Origin of the sequence: Brachybacterium tyrofermentans (genome assembly GCF_039526165.1) — a bacterium.
Lineage (GTDB): Bacteria > Actinomycetota > Actinomycetes > Actinomycetales > Dermabacteraceae > Brachybacterium > Brachybacterium tyrofermentans.
Window position 1 is genome coordinate 40,222 of the sequence record NZ_BAAAIR010000025.1, and the last position, 20,722, is coordinate 60,943.

14 protein-coding genes are annotated in these 20,722 nt (G+C 71.6%); 7 read left to right on the top strand and 7 right to left on the bottom strand.

What is annotated here, in order from left to right:
• Window positions 1-20 precede the first annotated feature (20 nt).
• Window positions 21-833: a GH25 family lysozyme gene (locus ABD093_RS04520; RefSeq protein ID WP_343922721.1), complete on the bottom strand. Its 813-nt coding sequence runs from the start codon at window positions 831-833 to the stop codon at window positions 21-23.
• Window positions 834-1,012: 179 nt separating this feature from the next.
• Entirely contained in the window at window positions 1,013-1,684 is a 672-nt protein-coding gene (locus ABD093_RS04525) for a TetR/AcrR family transcriptional regulator (protein ID WP_193117170.1), read from the bottom strand.
• A 217-nt stretch (window positions 1,685-1,901) separates the two neighbouring features.
• On the opposite strand from ABD093_RS04525, the gene ABD093_RS04530 reads away from it, so the two are divergent.
• Both ABD093_RS04530 and ABD093_RS04535 read left to right on the top strand, forming a co-directional pair.
• On the top strand, window positions 1,902-4,676 hold the full coding sequence (locus ABD093_RS04530; protein ID WP_193117169.1) for an MMPL family transporter: 2,775 nt from the start codon (window positions 1,902-1,904) through the stop codon (window positions 4,674-4,676).
• On the top strand, window positions 4,673-7,471 hold the full coding sequence (locus ABD093_RS04535) for a YhgE/Pip family protein (protein WP_343922723.1): 2,799 nt from the start codon (window positions 4,673-4,675) through the stop codon (window positions 7,469-7,471). Before ABD093_RS04530 ends, ABD093_RS04535 begins: the two co-directional genes overlap by 4 nt.
• Window positions 7,472-7,489: 18 nt before the next feature.
• Here the strand turns inward: ABD093_RS04535 and ABD093_RS04540 are convergent, their stop codons facing one another.
• Genes ABD093_RS04540 through ABD093_RS04550 form a run of 3 tightly spaced genes read right to left on the bottom strand, consistent with a single transcriptional unit; the run spans window position 7,490 to window position 13,581 of the window.
• Complete coding sequence (locus ABD093_RS04540) at window positions 7,490-10,915, bottom strand: error-prone DNA polymerase (RefSeq protein ID WP_343922725.1); 3,426 nt, start codon at window positions 10,913-10,915, stop codon at window positions 7,490-7,492.
• A gap of 27 nt (window positions 10,916-10,942) precedes the next feature.
• Window positions 10,943-12,727 carry a DNA polymerase Y family protein gene (locus tag ABD093_RS04545; RefSeq protein ID WP_343922727.1) on the bottom strand — a complete coding sequence of 595 codons (1,785 nt, stop codon included), beginning with the start codon at window positions 12,725-12,727 and terminating at the stop codon, window positions 10,943-10,945.
• A complete protein-coding gene (locus ABD093_RS04550) occupies window positions 12,727-13,581 on the bottom strand; it encodes a hypothetical protein (RefSeq protein ID WP_226849909.1) in 855 nt (284 codons plus the stop codon). The genes ABD093_RS04545 and ABD093_RS04550 overlap by 1 nt, the downstream gene beginning before the upstream one ends.
• Before the next feature lie 852 nt (window positions 13,582-14,433).
• On the opposite strand from ABD093_RS04550, the gene ABD093_RS04555 reads away from it, so the two are divergent.
• The 5 genes from ABD093_RS04555 (at window position 14,434) to ABD093_RS04575 (ending at window position 19,091) form a co-directional block, all read left to right on the top strand.
• Window positions 14,434-16,164 (top strand): HNH endonuclease, encoded by a 1,731-nt coding sequence (locus tag ABD093_RS04555; protein WP_343922729.1) that lies wholly within the window; start codon window positions 14,434-14,436, stop codon window positions 16,162-16,164.
• A 170-nt stretch (window positions 16,165-16,334) separates the two neighbouring features.
• Entirely contained in the window at window positions 16,335-17,366 is a 1,032-nt protein-coding gene (locus tag ABD093_RS04560; protein WP_193117164.1) for an NAD(P)-dependent alcohol dehydrogenase, read from the top strand.
• Window positions 17,367-17,410: 44 nt separating this feature from the next.
• On the top strand, window positions 17,411-17,917 hold the full coding sequence (locus ABD093_RS04565; RefSeq protein ID WP_193117163.1) for a histidine phosphatase family protein: 507 nt from the start codon (window positions 17,411-17,413) through the stop codon (window positions 17,915-17,917).
• Window positions 17,918-17,927: 10 nt separating this feature from the next.
• Entirely contained in the window at window positions 17,928-18,269 is a 342-nt protein-coding gene (locus ABD093_RS04570; RefSeq protein ID WP_193117162.1) for a 2'-5' RNA ligase family protein, read from the top strand.
• Between the two features lie 75 nt (window positions 18,270-18,344).
• A complete protein-coding gene (locus tag ABD093_RS04575; RefSeq protein ID WP_193117161.1) occupies window positions 18,345-19,091 on the top strand; it encodes a class I SAM-dependent methyltransferase in 747 nt (248 codons plus the stop codon).
• On the opposite strand, the gene ABD093_RS04580 is transcribed toward ABD093_RS04575, so the two are convergent.
• Both ABD093_RS04580 and ABD093_RS04585 read right to left on the bottom strand, forming a co-directional pair.
• On the bottom strand, window positions 19,063-19,908 hold the full coding sequence (locus ABD093_RS04580; RefSeq protein WP_319021549.1) for a TrmH family RNA methyltransferase: 846 nt from the start codon (window positions 19,906-19,908) through the stop codon (window positions 19,063-19,065). The genes ABD093_RS04575 and ABD093_RS04580 overlap by 29 nt on opposite strands.
• 7 nt (window positions 19,909-19,915) lie before the next feature.
• Window positions 19,916-20,710: an ABC transporter ATP-binding protein gene (locus ABD093_RS04585; RefSeq protein ID WP_193117160.1), complete on the bottom strand. Its 795-nt coding sequence runs from the start codon at window positions 20,708-20,710 to the stop codon at window positions 19,916-19,918.
• Between the last annotated feature and the right edge of the window lie 12 nt (window positions 20,711-20,722).

Sequence of the window (20,722 nt, forward strand, 5' to 3'; positions counted from 1 at the left end):
TCAGGCGGTGCGCGGTCTGCTCAGATGCCGATCGCGTGGTAGTCCCCGTCGGAGACGAAGCTCTCGAACTGGGACTCGGAGCCGTGCCAGAGGTTCGAGTCACCGGCGAAGGGACCCGAATCCGAGTACTGCCACATCTCGTAGGCCCACCAGCGGCCCGGCAGGGTGGTCGGCGCGCTGCTGCTGTAGGACGCGAGGAACAGCGGGGAGTTGACCGGGGTCCAGTCCCCCACCACGTCGTTCCACCAGTGGAGGTTCGTGTAGAGGACGGGCCGACGCCCGACGCTGTCCCGGTAGCGAGTGGAGAACGCCATGATCCAGTTCCGCATCTCCTGCTGGCTCAGCCCGTAGTCGCGAGGCAGTCCGGAGTAGGCCTCGAAGTCGACCATGCCCGGCAGCGTGATGCCGTCGTCGGACCATCCCCCGCCGTTGTTGAGGAAGAAGTCGACCTGCTCCTCGGGGCCGCCGGAGTCGGGGCGGGCGAAGTGGTAGCCGCCGCGGACCAGGCCGGCGCCGCCGGCGCCGCTGTACTGGTGGTTGAAGGCGGGGCTGCGGTAGGACCGACCCTCGGTGGCCTTCACATAGGCGAAGCGGGAGCCGAGCTCGGCCTGGGCGGACCAGTCGATCTCTCCCTGCCAGCCGGAGACGTCCTGGCCGTAGAGGCCCGCGGCGTTGGCCGCCGGGGTGGCGAGGGCGGCGGCGCCGGTGCTCAGTGCCGCGGCACCGAGGACACCCCCGCGCAGGACGGAACGGCGCGACGCACCGGATGCGGTGCCTGGAGTCGATTCGGGGGCGGGAGGAGGGGCGAGATGGCGTGCACGGTAGGGACGCATACGTGTCTCCTGGGGAAGAGGGAAGCACAGTGCGACGGACGCCACACCACGCACACCGTACGCAGAGACGCCTTTCTCCGTGGGTCGACACCTATCCAATGCGGCGTGTCGCGGCAAAACGGACAAGCCCGACGGAAGGGTCGCGTCGGCGGCGCAGGTCCCGTGCGTGTCTCGCGCGATCAGTGCGCGCGCGGCTCCACGAAGGCGCGCAGCGTGCCCAGGATCGTCGTCGCGGCGAGCTCGGTGATGTCGCGACCGTCCATCTGCTCGCGCACCATGAGGTCGACGAAGACTCCCACGAGCAGCTGGGCGAGATCCTCGGGCGGCAGGAGGGGGCGGTCGCCGTTCTCCTCCATACGGGTGCTGAGGAGCTTGCCGATCTGGTCGCGCAGGCGCTCCCGCTGCACGGCCAGCTCGGCCCGCATCGCCTCGTCGCGCAGGGAGCGCGCGATAGCGTCGGAGTAGAGGAGGTACCACTGGCGGCCGAACGGTCGGATGCCCTCGAACACCGCGACCATGATCGTCGCGTCGTCGATCTCGGAGAGGCTTCCCGGCGTGCTCCCCTCGGCGTGGGCCGCCGCGAGCGCGGAGGCCACGGAGGTGTTCGCGATCTCGAGCATCTCCTCGGTGACGGAGGCGAACAGCGCCGAGAAGACCTCCTCCTTGGTGGAGAAGTTCGAGTAGAAGGCTCCCCGGGTGAACCCGGCCGCCCGCACCAGGTCGTCGACGGTCACGCCGTCGATCCCCTTCTCGACGAAGACGTCGAGCGAGGCCCGGACCAGCTTGGTACGGGTGTTCTCCTTGCGCCGGGTGCTCGCGGACTCGGGCAGCGGCTCGAACAGATCGGTCATGGTTCCTCGGTGGCTCAGGCGTCGGTCAGGGCGGTGGGGTGGTCAAGATCTCACGGCTCCCCGTCATCGTGTCTTGCCCTCGCGTGACTCCACAGTATGCCATCGATACACTGTTGTATCGAATACGGGATCGTCGTGGATACGCGAGTGCATCGTCTCTCATGGTCCGTGACCCGACCATTCGCCGCTCATCCGCTGTGCCCGCCCTGGAGGTCGCGTGTCCTCGTCCCTGTACCGACTCGGTCTGCTCATGGCCTCCCTGCGCTGGAAGATCATCGCTCTCTGGATGATCCTGCTGATCGCCCTCGGCGCCCTCGCCGTGGGGCTCGGCGGCACGTTCTCGTCGGACATCGAGATCCCCGGCACCGAGGGGCAGCGTGGCATCGACAACCTCGCCAACCGCTTCCCCGAGATGGGCGGTGCCTCCGGCCAGGTCGTCCTGGGATCCGAGGACGGTGCCGAGATCGGCGAGCACCGCGACGAGATCGAGGACCTCATGGCGCAGATCGCCGACGTGGACGGAGTGGCCGCGGCCCCCTCCCCCTTCGACGACGTCTCCCCCGGCACCCGCAGCGACGACGACTCGGCGATCATCGCCCAGTTCCAGATGGACGGTCAGGTCGGCACCTTCCCCGAGGGCTCCCTCGAGGAGATCGAGGGGCTCGTCGACGCCGCCGACTCTGCCGACGGCGCTGACCTGAGCGCAGACATCGGCGGCCAGGTGCTGCAGAGCTCCGAGGTGCCCTTCGGCGCCGGCGAGGTCGTCGGCATCGTCATCGCCCTGCTGATCCTCGCGATCGTCTTCCGCTCCTTCGTCCCCGCCGTCATCCCGATCGTCACCGCGCTCGTCGGCGTCGGCATCTCCATGCTCGCCGTGATGGCGCTCGCCGCCGGGGTCGAGATCCCGTCGGTCACCACTGCTCTGGGCGCGATGCTCGGCCTCGCCGTCGGCATCGACTACGCCCTGTTCATCCTGTCCCGCCACCGCGACCAGCTGAGCGCCGGGGAGGACGTCCGGGAGTCCATCGGTCGGGCCCTGGCCACCTCCGGCAGCGCCGTCATCTTCGCCGGCCTCACGGTGATCGTGGCCCTGGTGGGCCTGTTCGTCACCGGCATCCCGTTCCTCACCATCATGGGCGTCGCGGCCGCCGCGACGGTCGCCCTCTCCGTGGTCGTGGCGCTGACGATGCTGCCCGCCATCATGGGCGTGCTCGGCGAGCGGCTGCGCCCCCGGAAGGTCCGCGCCCTGATGGCCCAGAACGACGGCGTGCTGCCCGAGCCGGACCCCGAGCAGCCCCGTCGGCGCTCCTTCGGTACCCTCTGGGTGCGGGTGGTCACGAAGGTCCCCGCGCTCACGATCCTGCTCGTCGTGCTCGGCGTCGGCGCCCTCGCGATCCCGATCAAGGACCTCGAGCTCGCCCTGCCGGACCTCGGCACCGAGCAGCCGGGCACCCCCGCGCGCGACACCTACGACCTCGTCGCCGAGGAGTTCGGCCCCGGATACAACGGTCCCCTGCTGCTGACCGCCGACATCATCAACACCACCGACCCGCTCGGCGTGGTCGAGGATCTGAAGGCCGACGTGGAAAGCCTGGACCACGTCAAGGAGATCCAGATGGCGACCCCGAACCGGGGCGCCGACCTGGCCGTCGTGGTCGTCATCCCCGAGGGCGGACCCACCGACCAGTCCACCAAGGACCTCGTGCACGAGCTGCGGGACAGCGCCGCCGGATGGGAGGAGGAGTACTCGATCTCCGACGTCACCGTCACCGGCGCCACCGCGGTGGGCATCGACGTGACCGACAAGCTCTCGACGGCCCTTCTTCCCTTCGGCATCTTCGTCGTCGGCCTCTCCCTGATCCTGCTCGCGATGGTGTTCCGCTCCGTGTGGGTGCCGATCAAGGCCTCGCTGGGCTACCTGCTCTCGGTGGCGGCCGCCTTCGGCGTCACCGCGATGGTGTTCGAGTACGGGTGGTTCAACGCGCCGCTGTCCGTGAGCGTCAACGGCCCCGTCGTCGCCTTCATGCCGATCATGGTCATGGGTGTGCTCTTCGGCCTCGCGATGGACTACGAGGTCTTCCTCGTCTCCCGGATGCGCGAGGAGTTCACCCGCACCGGGGACGCGCGCGCGTCCATCGAGAAGGGCTTCACCGCGAGCGCCCCCGTGGTGGTCGCCGCCGCGCTGATCATGGTCTCCGTCTTCGCCGGCTTCGTGACCTCCGGCTGGTTCATGCTGCAGCCGATCGCCGTGGGCCTGGCCGTCGGCGTGCTGGTGGACGCCTTCGTGGTGCGCATGACCCTGGTCCCGGCGGTCCTCGCGCTGCTGGGTTCACATGCCTGGTGGCTCCCCGGCTGGCTGGACCGCGCCCTGCCCAAGGTCGATGTCGAGGGCGAGGGCCTGCACGCCGTTCTCGAGCACCGGCACTGGACCCAGGAGCACGGAGCCCACGCGCTGCGCCTCGAGGACACCGTCGCTCCCGTGGTCGGCGAGAAGGGCACGATCGGCCCGCTCACGGGGTCCATCCCCCCGGGCTCCCTGCTCGTGGTGCGCTGCGCCGACGACGCCGCCCGGGGCGCCTTCCTCGCCCTCGCCGCGGGTCGGCTCGAGCCCGACTCCGGCCTGCTGGCCGTGCACGACCGGCTCGCCCCGGATGACCTCGGGGCCATCCAGGGCCGCGCCCACTGGATCCCCGCCGGGGCCGACGTCGCCGCCCGGCTGCGGGAGATCCCCGGCCGCCGTCTGTCCACCGCCGTGATCGTCGTCGAACGCCTCGAGGATCTCGCCCACAGCGCCACCAGCATCGACGACACCCTCGTCGAGCGGCTCGACGCCCTGCTCGAGAGCGGGGCCACGCTCGTCGTGGGCTCCCGTCGGCCCGACGTCTCCGACGCCGAGCGCCTGCTCCGGGACTCCCTGCGCGACCCCCGCCGTCTCTCGGCCCTCGCTGTCCAGCGCTCCACCGCCTCCGTTCCCGAAGGAGCCCTCGCATGACCCGCCTGACCCACCCCCGCACCCTGCTCGTGGTGCTCCTCCTGCCCCTGCTGGTGGTCGGCGCCGGACTGTGGGCGCTCAGCGATCGTGTGGACCGGCTCGACACCGTGCCGGCCGCCGTGGTGAACCTCGACGAGGGCGCGGAGATCACCGACGCCGACGGGGAGACCCAGACGGTGCCGCTCGGCCGCCTGCTGGCCGGCTCCCTCACCCAGCCCGGCACCGTCGAGGGCACCGACGCCCCGGAGACTACCGGCTTCGACTGGCAGCTGACCTCCGCCGATGACGCGGAGCAGGGGCTCGCGGACGGCTCCTACTCCGCCGTGGTCGTGATCCCGGAGGACTTCTCCGCCGAGCTCACCACCATCGGGACCACGGAGGCCACCCCGGCGATCCTCCAGGTCACCACCAACGACGCGAGCGGACAGATCAACGCGCTGGTCGGCACCGCGGTCGCCGACGCCTCGGCCGCGACCACCGGCGGGCAGATGGCGAAGCAGTACCTCGACGGACTCTACGTGGGCTTCAACGACCTCCACGACGGCTTCTCCGACGCCGCTGACGGCGCCGACCAGCTCGCCGAGGGCACCACGGAGCTCGAGGATGGCACCCAGGGCCTCGCCGACGGCACCCGGGAGCTGGCCGACGGCGCCACCCTGGCCGCCGACGGCGCCGAGGAGTTCTCCGGCGGCGTCTGGAGCCTCGCCGACGGCACCCGGCAGTCGGCCGACGGCTCCCGACAGCTCGCCGACGGCCTCGACCAGCTCGCCACCGGCACCGATGACGCGGCGACGGGCGGCGGCGACCTCGCGACCGGTCTCGACCAGCTCGCCACCGGCGCCGAGGACCTCTCCACCGGCGTGGACGGCCTGCAGACCGGCATGACCGGCACCGAGGCCGAGCCCGGGCTCCTCGACGGCGCGGAGCAGCTGGCCGCGGGCGTCGAGGGCGACGGCACGGCCGAGAACCCCGGCCTGGTCGCCGGCTCCGACCAGCTCGCCACCGGCGTCGAGGACTTCGCCGACGGCGTCTCCCAGGCCGGAGCCGCCGTCTCCGGCGACGGCACCGAGCAGAGCCCCGGCCTGGTCCCGACCGCGCAGAGCGTGGCCGACGGCGCGGTGGAGCTCGGCGACGGCGCTCAGCAGGCCGCGGACGGCCTCGACGGCACCGCGGAGCAGCCCGGCCTCGTCCAGGGCGCCGACGGCGTCGTGCAGTACGCGGACGGCCTGCAGGGCATCCTCGAGGGGGACGGCAGCGCCGAGAACCCCGGCATGCGCGAGCTCGCCGCCCAGATGGACGCCACCGCCGATTCCCTGCTCGCGGAGGATCCCGAGGATCCCACCGCGCTCGCCCTGAAGCAGCAGGTCGCCGGGATGCAGGGCTACGTCGACGGCGTGGACACCACGCTCACCGGCGACGGCACCGCCCAGAACCCGGGCCTGGTCCCCACCGCCCAGGGCGTCGGGGACGGCGCAGGCGCCGCCGCCGAGGGGGTCCAGCAGATCGCCGACGGCCTCCAGGGCACGCCGGAGCAGCCGGGCCTGGTCCAGGGCACGCAGGGCGTGGTCACCTACGCCGAGGGCGTGGAGACGGCGTTCACGGGCGACGGCAGCTCCGAGAATCCCGGCCTCGTGGCCGGCGCCGATCAGCTCGCCACCGGTGCCCGCGCCAGCGCGGACGGCGCCGGCTCTCTGGTGACCGGGGTGACCGGTCTGCGCGACGGCCTCCAGCAGTACGCCGACGGCGTCGACCAGCTCGCCGACGGGGCCGACGACCTCGCCACCGGCGCCCGGGCCAGCGCCGACGGCGCCGGGGACCTCGCCACCGGGCTCGACGACCTGGCCGCCGGCACCCGCACCTCGGCCGACGGCGCGGGCGATCTCGCCGACGGCAACGACCAGCTCGCCGCCGGCGCCACCGAGCTCGGCTCCGGGGCGGATCAGCTCGCCGACGGCAGCGACGAGCTCGCCACCGGGACCGGCGACCTCGCCGACGGCAGCGAGGAGCTCGCCTCCGGCACCACCGAGCTGTCCGACGGCACCGATGACCTCGCGACCGGCCTGCGCGACGGTGCCGACGGGGTCCCCACCTACACCGAGTCCGAGCGGACCCGCATGGCCGAGATGGCCTCGAACCCGGTGGAGACCGAGGCGACGCGGCAGAACGAGGCCAACGGCGCCTCCACCGCCACCTTCCCGTTCGTCGCGGCGCTCGCGCTGTGGCTGGGCGCCTTCGCGAGCTTCCTGCTGCTGCCGGCCCTGTCCCGGCGCCTGCTGGACCGGGCCGTGCCGATGGGCCAGGTCGTGCTGCGCTCCCTGGCCCCCGCACTGCTCATCGCGGTGGTGCAGACCATCGCGGTGCTCGCCGTGCTCACCGCCGTGGGCATCTCCCCGGTGTCCCCGCTGACGGTGGGCGTGGTCGCCCTCGCCGGCGCCGCGATGTTCGCCGCCCTGCACCAGGCGCTGATCACCGTGCTGGGCGAACGCATCGGCCGCATCATCTCCATCGTGCTGATGGTGCTGCAGGTGGTGACCCTGGTGGGCATCCTGCCGCTCGCGACCGCTCCCCCGCTGCTGCAGTCCGTCAGCGCCCTGCTGCCGCTGCCGATCGTCACCCAGGGGCTCGTGCACGCGGCTCTCGGCGGCTCGCTCGTGTCGACCTCGAGCACGCTGCTGGCGATCCTCGCCTGGGGGGCGATCTCGCTGGTGGTGACCCTGGTGGCCTCCCGTTCGGCCCGCCGCGCGGACCTCTCCCCCGAGCGGAGGGCGACGGGCACGGTGCCCTCGGCCGCCTGATCTGCTGGAAGTCCCTGCTCACTGGAAGTCCCTGGACCGGCCCGCCGCGGCCAGGTCCAGGGGCGCGACGTCGTCGGCGACGAGGTTCACCGCCCCGCTGCGGTTCTCCACGATGCCGCGCAGCACGATCGCCCGGGCGGTGCGCAGCAGGGCCCGGTGGCGCACCCAGAACCCCTGTGAGCACACCACGTTGAGGATCCCGGTCTCGTCCTCGAGGCTGAGGAAGGTGACGTTCCCGGCGGTCGCCGGACGCTGCCGGTGCGTGATCACGCCGCCCACCCGGATCCGGCTGGAGTCCTCCGCCTCCCGGGTGCCCTGGATCGAGAGCACCCCGCCCTCCGTGAGCTCCTCGCGCAGCAGCACCATGGGGTGATCGTCCAGGGTGATCCCGGTGGCCCAGGCGTCGGCGGTCGCGAGCTCCGCCTCGCCCATCCCCGGCAGCGTCGGCGCCTGCGCGCCCACGGCGAGGTGAGGCAGCGTGTCCGGGGACTCCTGAGCAGCGGCCCCCGCGGCCCACAGCGCCTGCCGACGCGAGGACGCGAGCGCATCCAGCGCCCCGGCCGTCGCCAGCGCCTCGAGCTGGCGGGCGCTCAGCCGCACCCGTCGGGCGAGGTCCGGGACCGAGACGAAGGGACCGCCCCGCTCGCGCTCGGCGATGATCCCGTCGGCCGTCTCCGTGCTGATCCCCCGCACCTGGTCCAGACCCAGCCGGATCGCCGGACCCCGCGCGGCTGCCTCCCCCTGGACCTGCGCGCGCGGCGGATCCACTCGGTAGCCGGCGTGCTCCTCGTCGGTCTCCAGATCGGAGCGGGCCCTGCTGCGCAGCACATCGGGCCCGCGGGTGAGCACGCCGTGACGGCGGGCATCGGCGACGAGCGACTGCGGCGAGTAGAAGCCCATCGGCTGGGCGCGCAGCAGCGCCGCGGTGAACGCCGCCGGATAGTGGCACTTCAGGTACGAGCTCGCATAGACCAGGTACGCGAAGGAGTAAGCGTGGGACTCGGGGAAGCCGTAGTTGGCGAAGGCGAGCAGCTTGCGGTGGACCGCGTCGGCGTCCTCCCCTGTGATGCCGTGGTTCGCCATCCCGGTGAACAGTGCATCGGAGAGCTCGAGCATCTTCTGGGTGGAGCGCTTGGAGCCCATCGCCCGCCGCAGCTGGTCCGCCTGGGCAGGGCTGAAGTCGGCGACGTCGACCACCATCTGCATCAGCTGCTCCTGGAACAGCGGGATCCCCAGGGTGCGGCCCACGGACTTCTCCAGCAGCGGGTGGAGGAAGGTGACCTCCTCCTCCTTGTTCCGGCGGCGGATGTAGGGGTGCACGGATCCGCCCTGGATCGGGCCGGGCCGGATCAGCGCGACCTCCACCACCAGGTCGTAGAAGACGCGCGGCCGCAGCCGGGGCAGGGTGGAGATCTGCGCGCGGGACTCCACCTGGAACACGCCCACGCTGTCCCCCTCGCACAGCATGTCGTACACGGCCTCGTCCTCCTGCGGCAGGGTGCGCAGCTCGAAATGCTGCCCGTGATGCTCGGCGACGATCTGCAGCGCGTGGTCCAGGGCGGTGAGCATCCCCAGCCCCAGCAGGTCGAACTTCACCAGGCCGGCGTCGGCGCAGTCCTCCTTGTCCCACTGCAGCACGCTGCGGTCCGCCATCGCCGCCCACTGCACCGGGCACACCTCGATCACCGGCCGGTCGCACAGCACCATGCCACCGGAATGGATGCCCAGGTGGCGCGGGGCATCCCGCAGCTGCTTCGCGAGGTCGACGACGTCGGCGGGGATGTCGGCGTCGGCGAGCGAGGAGAAGGATCGCTCGATCCGCTTGGAGAAGGCGTCCTGCGCGCCGGGGTCGTAGCCGAGCGCCCGGGCGGCGTCGCGCACCGCGAGCTTCGCCCGGTAGGTGATGACGTTGGCGACCTGCGCGGCGTTCTCCCGCCCGTAGCGGGCGTAGACGTGCTGGATGACCTCCTCGCGCCGGTCCGAGGCGATGTCGATGTCGATGTCCGGCGGGCCGTCCCGCTCCGGGGCCAGGAACCGTTCGAACAGCAGATCGTGGCCGACGGGCTCGACCGCGGTGATCCCCAGCGCGTAGCAGACGGCGCTGTTCGCGGCCGATCCGCGCCCCTGGGCGAGGATGCCCACCCCGGCGCAGAAGTCGACGATCTCGTGGACGATGAGGAAGTAGCCGGGGAAGTGCAGGTCGATGATGACCCTCAGCTCGTGGTCGATCTGCGCCCAGGCCCCGGGGATCCGCTCGGGCCGCTCCGGGGCGGGCCTCGGCCCGTAGCGCTCGCGGCCCTCGATCTCCACCAGCTCCACCAGCCAGCTCGCCTCGTCGTGCCCGGTGGGCACCGGGAAGGGCGGCAGGTCCGGGGCGAGCAGGCGCAGGTCCAGCGCGCAGTCCCGGCCCAGCCGCGCGGCCGCGGCGATCGCGGCGGGATAGCGCGGCAGCAGCTCGGCCATCTCCTCCCCGCTGCGCAGGTGCGCGGGCCGGGAGGACAGGTACGGGTCGGCGTCGACCAGGGGCACCCCGGCGCGCAGCGCGGCATGGGTGTCGGCCAGGCGCTTGTCGGCCGGTCGCGCGTAGTGCGCATTCGTCGTCGCCACCAGCGGCAGCGAGATCTCGTCCAGGCCGTGGTCCTCGCGCACCAGGCGGGCACCCTGGGCGAGGGCGTCGTGGAGCTCATCCGCCTCTCCCCCGCCGCCGGCGACCAGCTCGACGGCGACGTTCCCGGCCCCGAACAGCTCCAGCAGGCGGGTGATGGCGCCCGCCGCGGCATGGGCGGCGGCCTCGAGGTCACCGTCGGCCAGGTGCGCGGCCGCCGCCCGGGTCACGGACCCCTTGCGGCAGCCGGTGAGGATCTGCCAGCGCCCCTCGCGGGCGAGCCGGGAGAGCTCCGCGAGCCGATAGCGCGGGACCGCCTTCTCCCCGCTGTCGAGGTGGGCGCGGGCGATCGCGGCCGAGAGCTGCCGGTACCCGTCCGTGTCGCGCACCAGCACCAGCAGGTGCTCCCCCTCGGGGTCGGGGATGCCGGTGCGGGGCGCGGAGACGACCGGGGTGGCGCTCGCGGCGTCGGCCCCCGGCTCGAGCCCGAGGGTGAGCTCGGCCCCGAACACGGTGGCGATGCCCGCCTCCCCCGCCGCACGGGCGAAGCGCACCGCCCCGGGAAGACCGTCGTGATCCACCAGGGTGATCGCGCCCAGCCCCAGTCGGGCGGCCTGCTCCACCATGTCCTCGGGGCTCGAGGCGCCGTCGAGGAAGCTGAAGTGCGAATGGGCGTGCAGCTCGGCGTAGTCGACGGTGCGCGCAGGCCGGTAGGCGTCGTCGGCGACCTTCCCGGTGTGCTCGATGACGATCGGCGGGGCGACCAGCTCGGCGGGACGGTCCGAGAGGATCGCCTCGATGTCCTTCCACGCGGGTGGGCCCAGGAACCAGCCGGCCATCAGCGTCTCCCGTCCCTCGAACGATCATCAGTCATAGAGCCCCTCCAGCGTCCAGCTCCCGGTCCGGGACAGCGCCAGCACCGCGGTCTCCTCATCGCCCGCACCGCGCACCACCAGCTGCAGCCGGGCGGAGCGGGCGCCCTGCGGCGTCCACCACCGCTCGTCGATCACGGTGGGCGCGCCATGGGCGAGCACCGGATGCGAGGAGCCGGCGCGCAGGCCGAGGCGCTGCAGGACCGGGGCCCCGGGCGCGAGGACCAGCAGCCGCGCCGGCGCGGCGCTCAGCAGACCCCGGGCGGTGACCACCACGGGCCTCCCGTCGGCGTCTTCGAGGGCCACCGGCGGCGGGTCCCGGAACACGGTGGTGGGCACCGGCCGCGGCAGGGAGCCGGGCCAGGGCCCGGGGTGGGTGGCCGGTTTCTCGCTGCGCCACGGCACGAGCACCATCTCGTCGGCCAGCAGTCGCCCGCCGACGCGGACGGGGACCTGGACGGCGTCCTCCCCCGCCAGGCCCTGCGCCCGGGCGAAGGCGCGCGAGGCCCGTTGGGCGGCCTCCCCGGCGCTCCCCCACAGGGCCGGGGCGCTCTCCCCCGCCGGGGCGAGCTGCAGCGGGTGCAGGCCGATCCGGGTGATCGCGCCGGTCGAGGGGCCGCCGAGCCGTGAGCGGGTGATCCAGCCGTCGCACTGCCAGCGGATCCGGTCCACGACATCGGCCACCGTGAGTGCGCCGTCGTGCCGCCAGGTGCGCTCCATCTCCTCGCCGCCCTCGGTGCGGGCCACGATCCGCAGCCGGGTGCACACCAGGCCGTTCGCGACGAGCATCGTGTGCAGCTCCTCGGCCAGCGGGCGCGCGATGAAGGCCGCCTGGTCGGTGCGCACCAGCGGGGTCTCCAGCGTGGTCTCGGCCAGGATCGGCTGGGTGGGATGGTGCGTGGCAGGCGGGGCGGGCTCCTCGCCGCGGGCCAGCAGGTGCAAGGTGGAGACATCGGGACCGAAGCGGTCCGCGACCGCGGCCGACGGGAGCGCGGCCAGATCCCCCAGGGTGGTGATCCCCAGGCGCTGCAGCAGATCGACGGTCTCGGCGAGGTCCAGGCGGCGTTCGGTGCGCCGCGCCGAGGGCTGCCCGCGATGCCCCCAGCCGGGGCCGACGGGGGCGCTGCGCAGCGTCGTGATCGGATGCGGGGCGAGGTAGTCGGCGCTGCGCCCGTCCCGCACGATCCGTCCCGGCGGGGAGGCGAGCAGCGCGGCGAAGGGCCCGTCGGCGATCCCCACGGAGCAGTCCCAGCCGGTGAGCTCGGCGACCGCGTCCAGGATCCGCTCGGCCAGCTGCGCCTCCCCGCCCTGGTGGCGGGCCGGCCCGCGGGCCGACATCAGCAGCACTCCGGGGCGCAGCACGTCGACCCCGGCGGCGATCGTGTCCACCGCGGCCGCGACCAGCTCGAACAGGGCCGATTCGTTCTCCCTGTCCGCCTCCAGCACGAGCGCCTCGGGGCAGGCGGCACGCGCGGCACGACGCTTCATGCCGGGCAGCGCGCCCGCCTCCCGGGCGGCGGCGCTCGAGTGCGTGACCCGATGCTGGTCGAGCAGGATGACCGGGACGACGGCCGGGTCGATCGCAGCGGGCTCGCCGTCGGGGCTCTCCTCGACCAGCCGACGCTGGTGCCGGTCCAGCGCGGCCAGCAGCGGCCAGTCCGGGACGGTCACGGCGACCGTGCGGGTGGCTGTGCTGGCAGGGTTGGTGCTGGTGCTGGTGCTGGTGCTGGTGCTGGTGCTGGTGCTGGTGCTGGTGCTGGTGCTCGTGTCGAGGGTCATCACCCGGCCCTCCGCACCGGTTCGAGCAGGCGCACCGGGGGCGGGGCGGCCAGGTTCTCGTGCCGGCTGCGCTGCTGCGGCGCCGAGGCGATCATGCCGCCGACCTGTGGCAGCAGCACTTCGACCTCCCGCTGCCCGGCAATCCCCCGGCCGCTCGCGAGGACCTCGAGACGACGGGTGCGCAGCCGTCCCGAGCCTGCGCCGAGACCGGTCCAGCGCAGCGTCGTGGAGCGCAGGGTGAGATCGGCGCGCCCGGGCGGGGCTGCGGCGAGGACCAGGGTGTCGGCGGTGCGGGCGCGACCCAGCAGGCTGCGCCACAGCACGGGGGCGAGATCGAGATCGGGGCCGAGCACGAGCACATCCACGCCATCGGCCAGGGCGGAGAGCACCTGGGGACGCTGCTCGCCGTGCGCAGGCACGTGCGCGAGTCGGCAGGGATCCAGGCCGGCATCGACCGCGGAGCGCAGCCCCAGATCGGGCATGCCCGCGATCGCGCACCAGGAGTCCTCCCCCGCCGCGGCGACCGCGAGGGACAGCAGCAGCGAGGTGCTGGCAGCGCCCGTGATCGCGACGGAGCTTCCCGCCCGCAGGCTGCCCCGCGGGAACAGTCCGGCAAGCGGCCCGGGCACCGGAACCCTGGTACCCATCCCGTCGTCGGCGAGGCCCTGCTCTGCCTGTTCCGTCGTCGTTGTCGGTGCTGCCGGTGTCGTCGCGGTGCGCAGGGCGGTGCGATCGATCCGCCCTCCCCATCGGGAGGCGCTGCGCTCAGCGGCACCCAGGGTGGCGCGGGCCAGCGCGAGGCGATCCTCACGGTTCGCGGGCTCGGCCTCGCGAGAAGCCGTCTGCAGACGCATGCTCACTGTTCCACCTCCATCCCGCTCCGTTCCGGCCGGGAACTGCGCACTGCTTCTACTCGAACTTCTGTTCGAACTCTACGCCTGGCCATGAAGGGCGAGTCAAGCCCTGCAGGTCGTGACTTCGAACGTACGTACGGAGTGTGCGGGAGGGGTGGGACAGTCGGCGCACCAGGCGGCAGCACCTCCCCGCGGACCACCCCGCAGGCACCCTCGCGGGCTCCTCGTGACCCCCTTCTCCCGGGGTGAGTGGAGGCTGGGTAGGCCGATGGGGACGGAGAGGTCTGCGTGGCTGATGTACTTCTTTCCTCCACAGATAGTGGCTATCCACAATGTGCAGTTCGGAGCGTCAGGAGGTGTAGTAATTTGCCCGAGATCCAGCATTCTTGTGCTGTCGAACAGTATTCCTCCGCGACGCCTGAAGGGTAGGTCCGACAACTGGGCCCGGCCACATCATTCGGTCGCGCCATTCGGGGAGCCGGCGAGTGGGATCTTCGGTGTGCCCCTGTGCTGCATCCACCCCGCCGCCCCCCTCGGGCATCCCCTCGGAGTGCCTTCCGGAACGATTCTTTCCTCCACAGTGGGTGGTTATCCACAATTTGATCCACATTGCCGTTCGGGTCTATCGAAAAGGCTTTCTAGGGGATAAGCTGGGGTGACGTCGTCGGCAGTGGGGCCGGTGTTTTCCAGGGGTGGGAAGGAGGGGTTGTCGTGGGTGAGGAGTTCGAGCAGGATTCACAGTCCGGTGGCGGGCAGGATAGGCCTGCGAGCAACGTTCCAGGGAACCGCTCCGGTGGTCCTTCTGGTGCCGCCTCCGATCCCGGTGCAGTTCCTCCAGTGCCGGTGTGGCCGGTGCGTGCGCGGCGGGCGCTGACCGCGCAGCGGGTGATCGAGGCGTGCGAGGCCGAGCCCGAGAGCGAACTGGCGGCGCGGGCACTGGCGATCCACGACAACATGCGTGAGCGCACCAAGCTGTATGCCCGCGAGCAGGAGCTGCTCACGGCGTTCCTGACTCGGGACCCGGAGTCCGATGGGTGCATCGACTCGGCGGATATCTCGGCGTTGAAGGTCGCGACCGGTCTGCGGGCATCCCTGCATCGGGCGGAGTGCCTGATCCGTGACGCCCACCGCTCCGTGACGCTCATGCCTGGCACGTTCGAGGTCCTGCGTACCGGTGACCTGCCCGAGGATTTCCACCGGTTGTTGCTGCGCAAAGTACGGGCGCTGCCCGATGACCAGGTCCGGGTCGTCGACGAGCACGTGGCCGGCTGGGACCTGGCGTCGATCTCCCGGGATCAGTTCGCCCGCCACCTGAACTCGCTGATCACCCTGGTCACTGCCGGCACGATCCCTCTCACCCCGGAATCGGAACGGCGTGTGGATCTCGAGATCACCGACCCGACCCGGGGTATCGCGACGTTGTCGGTGACGGGGCCGACGCTGGAGATCAAGGCCCTCGCCCACCGTCTCGATGTCGCGGCGCAGGCGATCCAGAAAGCCCAGCGCCAAGCCCTGAACGACCAGGACAGCGACACCCCGATCCCGTTCGATCTCGATGAGGTGCTGCGTCAACGCGGCCGAGCGATGTCGCTGGCGGCGCTGCGGTATGCGGTGCTGACCCAGTCGATGCTTACGACGGACCCGGTGCCCGAGCCTGCCTCCCCGTACAAGCTGCTGGTCACGGTGCCGGCGATGACGCTGCTGGGTGAGAGCGACGCGCCCGGGGTGATCGACGGTCTGATCCCGGTCCCCGCCGAACAGGCCCGCGCCCTGGCCGCGGGTCAGGCCACCTGGCAGCGGATCCTCACCGACCCCACCACCGGCGCCTACCTCCCCGTCACCGCCGACACCTACACCCCCACCGCACAGATGCGGCTCCAGTTGCGCCTCCGCCACCCCGTGTGTGCCGCCCCCGGCTGCACCAGGGCAACGGTGCTGGCGTCGGAGGACGACCACATCGAGGAATACGACCACACCAACCCCGGTTCGGGTGGCCCGACCTCGCTGGCGAACCTTCACCGACTCTGCTGGCTGCACCACACGATCAAAACCGCGGGCCTGATCGACCCCGAACGCGACCCCGACACAGACACCGATTCAGACTCAGGTCACAATCCAGAGTCCGGTTCCAGGCTTGAACCGCTCCGGAATACCCCCGAAGATCCACCCCGGTTCCCACCCGCCACATTGCCTCCCCGCCCGGATCCCCGTCGGCCGGTCATCGAGCCCACCCGGACGCAGTGGACGATCGATGGCGAGCTGCGCACCGCGACCTACGAGGAGCACGACCTGCTGACCCCTGTCCTGGCTGCTGCGCTGGACCGGGCCTGGGACACGCACCTGCGCGCCCACGCCGACGCGACCCGGATCGCCGAGATCGAAGCCGCCCGCCCCACCCGCGACCGCATCATCGGACAACGCCGTCTCGAGAACCAGCGCCGCACCGGACACCGAGCACACGGCGCGGACAGCGACGAAGCACTACAGAAGTTCCTTGAGGGGAATCCCCTGCCACCCCTGAGGCCCCGACCCTCACCCGACGAACCCGATGATCCCGATGACCCCGACGACAGCCCCTCCTGACCCGGCGACCGAGCCGTCCGCCATCCGAGTGCCCCGGCAGAATCGGCGACGCTCCCGGTACCGCGTTCTCCCACAGGTCCGCGCCTGCTCACACCTCGAGCCTCCCGTCCTGACGTGCCAGGACTCTGCGATCATGAGGCCTCGGACACATCACGTCGAAAGGGAGTTCCATGCGCGCGCTCGTGCTGCAGGAGAAGAACCGGATGTCCATCGAAGAGGTCGAGCCCGTCGGCTCCCCTGGTCCGGGTCAGGTCAGCATCGCGATGCACACCGTCGGGATCTGTGCCTCCGACGTGCACTACTGGACCGACGGCAAGATCGGACCCTTCGTCGTCGAAGAGCCGATGATCCTCGGCCACGAGGGTGCCGGCACCGTCGTCGAGGTCGGCGAAGGCGTCACCAACCTCTCCCCCGGTGACCGCGTGGCCATGGAGCCCGGCGTGCCGGACCCATCCTCCCGCGCGGTGAAGGAAGGCAACTACAACGTCGACCCCGCCGTGCAGTTCTGGGCCACCCCGCCGGTCGACGGCTGCCTGACCGACGAGGTCATCCACTCCGCCGCGTACACCTACAAGCTCCCCGACAACCTCAGCTTCGCCGAGGGCGCCCTCATCGAGCCGTTCTCCGTGGGCATGTTCGCCGCCACCAAGGCCGGCATCAAGCCCGGTGACGTCGCAGCAGTCATCGGCTCCGGCACCATCGGCATCATGACTGCGATCGCCGCCCGCGCCGGAGGCGCCAGCACGGTCTACATCAGCGACGTCCTCCCCGAGAAGCTCGCCCTGCTCGACGGGCTCGAGGGAATCGTCCCGGTCGACGCCACGAAGGAGGACCTCGGCGAACGGGTCCGTGCGGAGACCGGCGGCTGGGGGCCGCAGGTGGTCTTCGAGGCCACCGGTGCCGCTCCTGCGTACAAGAATCTCTGGTCGCTGCCCGCCCCCGGCGGCCGCATCGTCCTGGTCGGCATGCCCGTGGACCCGGTGCCCTTCGACATCGCCACCGCCCAGAGCCGCGGCATCTCCCTGGAGACGGTGTTCCGGTATGCGAACGTCTACCAGAAGGCGATCGATCTCGCCGCGAGCGATGCCGTGGACCTCTCCCGCTTCGTCTCGGAGACCTTCACCTTCGACAACTCCGTGCAGGCCTTCGAGCGCTTCCTCGAAGGACGCCCGACGGACGTGAAGCTGCAGATCACGCTCTGATCATGGCGTGCGGCGGCGAGCGGGGGCCCGGGCGGACACGGCAGGTGCACCTGCTGCGTCACGCCATGCCGATCCCGGACCCTCAGCTCCCGCCGTCGCACTGGACGTTGAGCTCTGAGGGCCGGGCCGCCGCCCGCTCGATGCGTCACAAGCTGCCCGCGGGCTCCATCCTCCTCAGCAGCACGGAGCAGAAGGCGATCGAGACCGCCCGACTGATGGCCGGAAGAGAGCCGGCAGCAGACATCGGATTCTGTGAGGTGCACAGGCCGGGCGAACCCTTCGATGAGTTCTCCTCCGAGAGGCGTGGAGCGTGGATCCACGGGGAGCTCGACGATCGGCATCGCGACTGGGAGACTCCGGACCAGGCGGGGCGACGATTCGCCCAGGCGGTCGAAGCCCACCCAGGGAGCGACCTCGTCATCGCGACGCATGGCATGGTCCTGGTCGCGTGGCTCGTGCAGATCGGTTACCTAGAAGCAGGCCAGGCGGCGGAGTCGTACTGGTCGACGCTGACCTTCCCGCAGTTCATCACGGTCGAGATCGCGAACTGAGGACGAGGATATGGCGACGACGGAGAGTACCGACGAGACAGCCTTGCTGCTGAGGGTCCCGGGTGCCGCGAGCGCTGTCGGGAGGCATCGGGGGCGGCTCGACAGAGCTGCGGCCGACGGGATCCCCGCGCACGTGACAGTGCTCCACCCCTTCGTCCCCCTCGGTGATCTCCAGGAGGAGGATCATTATCGTCTCAACGAGCTGTTCGCGATGCAACAGTCGTTTCAGCTTGTAGAGAGGTGTACGTCCTGGTTCGGTGATCGGGTCCTGTTCGTGCAGCTCGACGATCCCGAGCCGGTCCGGGTGCTCACTGCGCAGGTCGCCGCCGCCTGCTCGTCCTCCCGCAACTGACTGTCGGCCACGGACGTCGACGGATCCGGGACGAATTCCCTCGCTCGACGCTCCGTGGCGCTCTAGCCTCGGGTGATGAGCACCTATGACGACACCCGACGAGCCTGGGACGAGGCCTCCTCGAAGCATGTGCGGGAGTACGCGGAGCATCTCGAGCAGGCCCGCACGGCGCGGCTGCTGCCGATCGAGGAGGAGCAGCTCCGGCCTCTGATCGAGGATGCTGAGGTGCTGCATCCGCAGAGCGGGCACGGACTCGACGACCACGCCCTGATCCGGCTCGGGGCGCACTCCGTGCTCGGGCTCGACTACAGCCCGACGGCGGTCGCGGCCGCCCAGCGTCGGGCCGACGAGCTGGGCGCGCAGTGTCGATACGAGCTGGCCGAGCTGCCTGACACCGGCCGACCCGCGCAGAGTGCGGATCTGGTCTACACCGGCAAGGGCGCCCTGATCTGGATGGCCGATCTCGACGCGTGGGCGGCGGAGATGCACCGGCTGCTGAGGCCAGGTGGGCATCTGTTCGTCTATGAGGGGCATCCGCTGGTGCCGCTGTGGGCTTGGGACCACGACGAGGCGAGGGTGCGGGAGGATCGCAGCTACTTCGCCGCGAGCCACGTCAACGACACCTTCCCGGCCCGCGGGGCGACGGAGCACCAGCGCACCCTCGCGCAGCTCGTGATGACGGTGCTCGGCGCGGGGTTCGAGCTCCTGCACCTGGCGGAGCATCCGGATCCGTTCTGGATGCCGGACGACGAGAACCCGGCGGCGGCCTGGGACGGCCGCCTGCCGAACGCGATCAGCCTGCTGGCGCGCCGGAGGCGATGAGCGCGGCGCGGCGCTGCCAGAACACGACAGCGCTGGCGGCGGCGACGTTCAGGGAATCCACTCCCCCGGCCATCGGGATCACGACGTGCTGGTCGACCGCTGCCAGGGTGGCGGGCTTCAGCCCGTGGCCCTCCGCGCCGAGCACGAAGGCGACCTTGCGATCCGGTCCCAGGTCCAGGTGCTCGAGCGCGACGGCGCCGTCGGTGAGGGCGAGCGCGAGCACGTCGAAGCCTGCCTCGTGCAGGAGCTCCACGCCGTCGCGGGGCCAGGCCTCCAGGCGCGTCCACGGCACCTGGAAGACCGTGCCCATCGACACCCGGATGGAGCGGCGGTAGAGCGGGTCCGCGCACTGCGGGGTGACCAGCACCGCGTCGACCCCGAGCGCCGCGGCGGAGCGGAACAGGGCTCCGACGTTGGTGTGGTCGACGATGTCCTCGATCACGGCGACGGTGCGAGCGGTGCGCAGCACCTCCGCGACCTCGGGAAGCACCGGGCGCTGCATGGAGGCCAGTGCGCCGCGGTGCAGGTGGAAGCCGGTGAACTGCTCGATGAGGTCCCCGTCGCCCACATACACGGGCACCTCGGGGAACTGCTCGTACAACGGCGCGAACTTGTCCTTCCACTTCTCGGACATGAGGAAGGAGCGGGGCTCCATCCCGGCGTCGACCGCCCGGGAGATGACCTCGTAGCTCTCGGCCATGAACAGGCCGCGCTCGACCTCGACGCGCGAGCGCAGCCGGACGTCGGTCATGCGCAGGTAGTCGTCCAGGGCCGGATCGCCGAGGTCGGTGATCCGCTGTAGCTGTGCGTGCTCCACCGCCGGGTCAGTCCAGCGAGAGGGAGCGGGCGGTGTACCGCTCGCCGCGCTGCTCGACGATCAGCGGCAGGCCGAAGGTGCGGGTGAGGTTCTGCGAGGTGAGGGTCTCCTCGATCGGGCCGGCGGCCACGACGCCGCCCTCGCGCAGCAGCGCCACATGCGTGTAGCCCGGCGGGATCTCCTCGACGTGGTGGGTGACCAGCACGGTCACCGGCGTCGCCGGGTCCTTCGCGAGGCGGCCCAGGGTGCGCACGAGCGACTCGCGGCCGCCCAGGTCCAGGCCGGCGGCGGGCTCGTCCAGCAGCAGCACCTCGGGGTCGGTCATGAGGGCGCGGGCGGCGAGCACCCGCTTGCGCTCACCGGTGGACAGGGTGCCGAACATGCGCGTGGCGAGATCGCCGACGCCGAAAGCCGCGAGCAGGGTGCGGGCCCGCTCGAGATCCATCTCGTCGTACTGCTCGCGCCAGCGGCCCACCACGCCGTAGCCGGCGGTCACCACCACGTTCTCCGCGGTCTCCTCGACCGGGATGGTGTCGGCGAGCTCCTGGCTGGCCAGACCGATCATGGGGCGCAGCTCGAAGATGTCGACCTTGCCGAGCTGCTCGCCGATGATCTCGACGGTGCCGGAGGTGGGATGCATCCGGGCGGAGAGCAGGCGCACCAGCGTCGATTTTCCGGCGCCGTTGGGGCCGAGCACCGCCCAGCGCTCGCCCTCGGCGATCTCGAGGGTCACGGAATCGAGGATGTTGCGCCCGCTGCGGCGCACGACGACATCGGTCAGGGAGGCTGCTGCGACGGACATGCTCCGAGCCTA

What these genes read in the sequence shown, in the direction of transcription:
- ABD093_RS04520 (WP_343922721.1), bottom strand. Translation starts at nt 833, where the DNA reads ATGCGTCCCTACCGTGCACGCCATCTCGCCCCTCCTCCCGCCCCCGAA.
- ABD093_RS04525 (WP_193117170.1), bottom strand. Translation starts at nt 1,684, where the DNA reads ATGACCGATCTGTTCGAGCCGCTGCCCGAGTCCGCGAGCACCCGGCGC.
- ABD093_RS04535 (WP_343922723.1), top strand. Translation starts at nt 4,673, where the DNA reads ATGACCCGCCTGACCCACCCCCGCACCCTGCTCGTGGTGCTCCTCCTG.
- ABD093_RS04540 (WP_343922725.1), bottom strand. Translation starts at nt 10,915, where the DNA reads ATGGCCGGCTGGTTCCTGGGCCCACCCGCGTGGAAGGACATCGAGGCG.
- ABD093_RS04545 (WP_343922727.1), bottom strand. Translation starts at nt 12,727, where the DNA reads ATGACCCTCGACACGAGCACCAGCACCAGCACCAGCACCAGCACCAGC.
- ABD093_RS04550 (WP_226849909.1), bottom strand. Translation starts at nt 13,581, where the DNA reads ATGCGTCTGCAGACGGCTTCTCGCGAGGCCGAGCCCGCGAACCGTGAG.
- ABD093_RS04560 (WP_193117164.1), top strand. Translation starts at nt 16,335, where the DNA reads ATGCGCGCGCTCGTGCTGCAGGAGAAGAACCGGATGTCCATCGAAGAG.
- ABD093_RS04570 (WP_193117162.1), top strand. Translation starts at nt 17,928, where the DNA reads ATGGCGACGACGGAGAGTACCGACGAGACAGCCTTGCTGCTGAGGGTC.
- ABD093_RS04575 (WP_193117161.1), top strand. Translation starts at nt 18,345, where the DNA reads ATGAGCACCTATGACGACACCCGACGAGCCTGGGACGAGGCCTCCTCG.
- ABD093_RS04585 (WP_193117160.1), bottom strand. Translation starts at nt 20,710, where the DNA reads ATGTCCGTCGCAGCAGCCTCCCTGACCGATGTCGTCGTGCGCCGCAGC.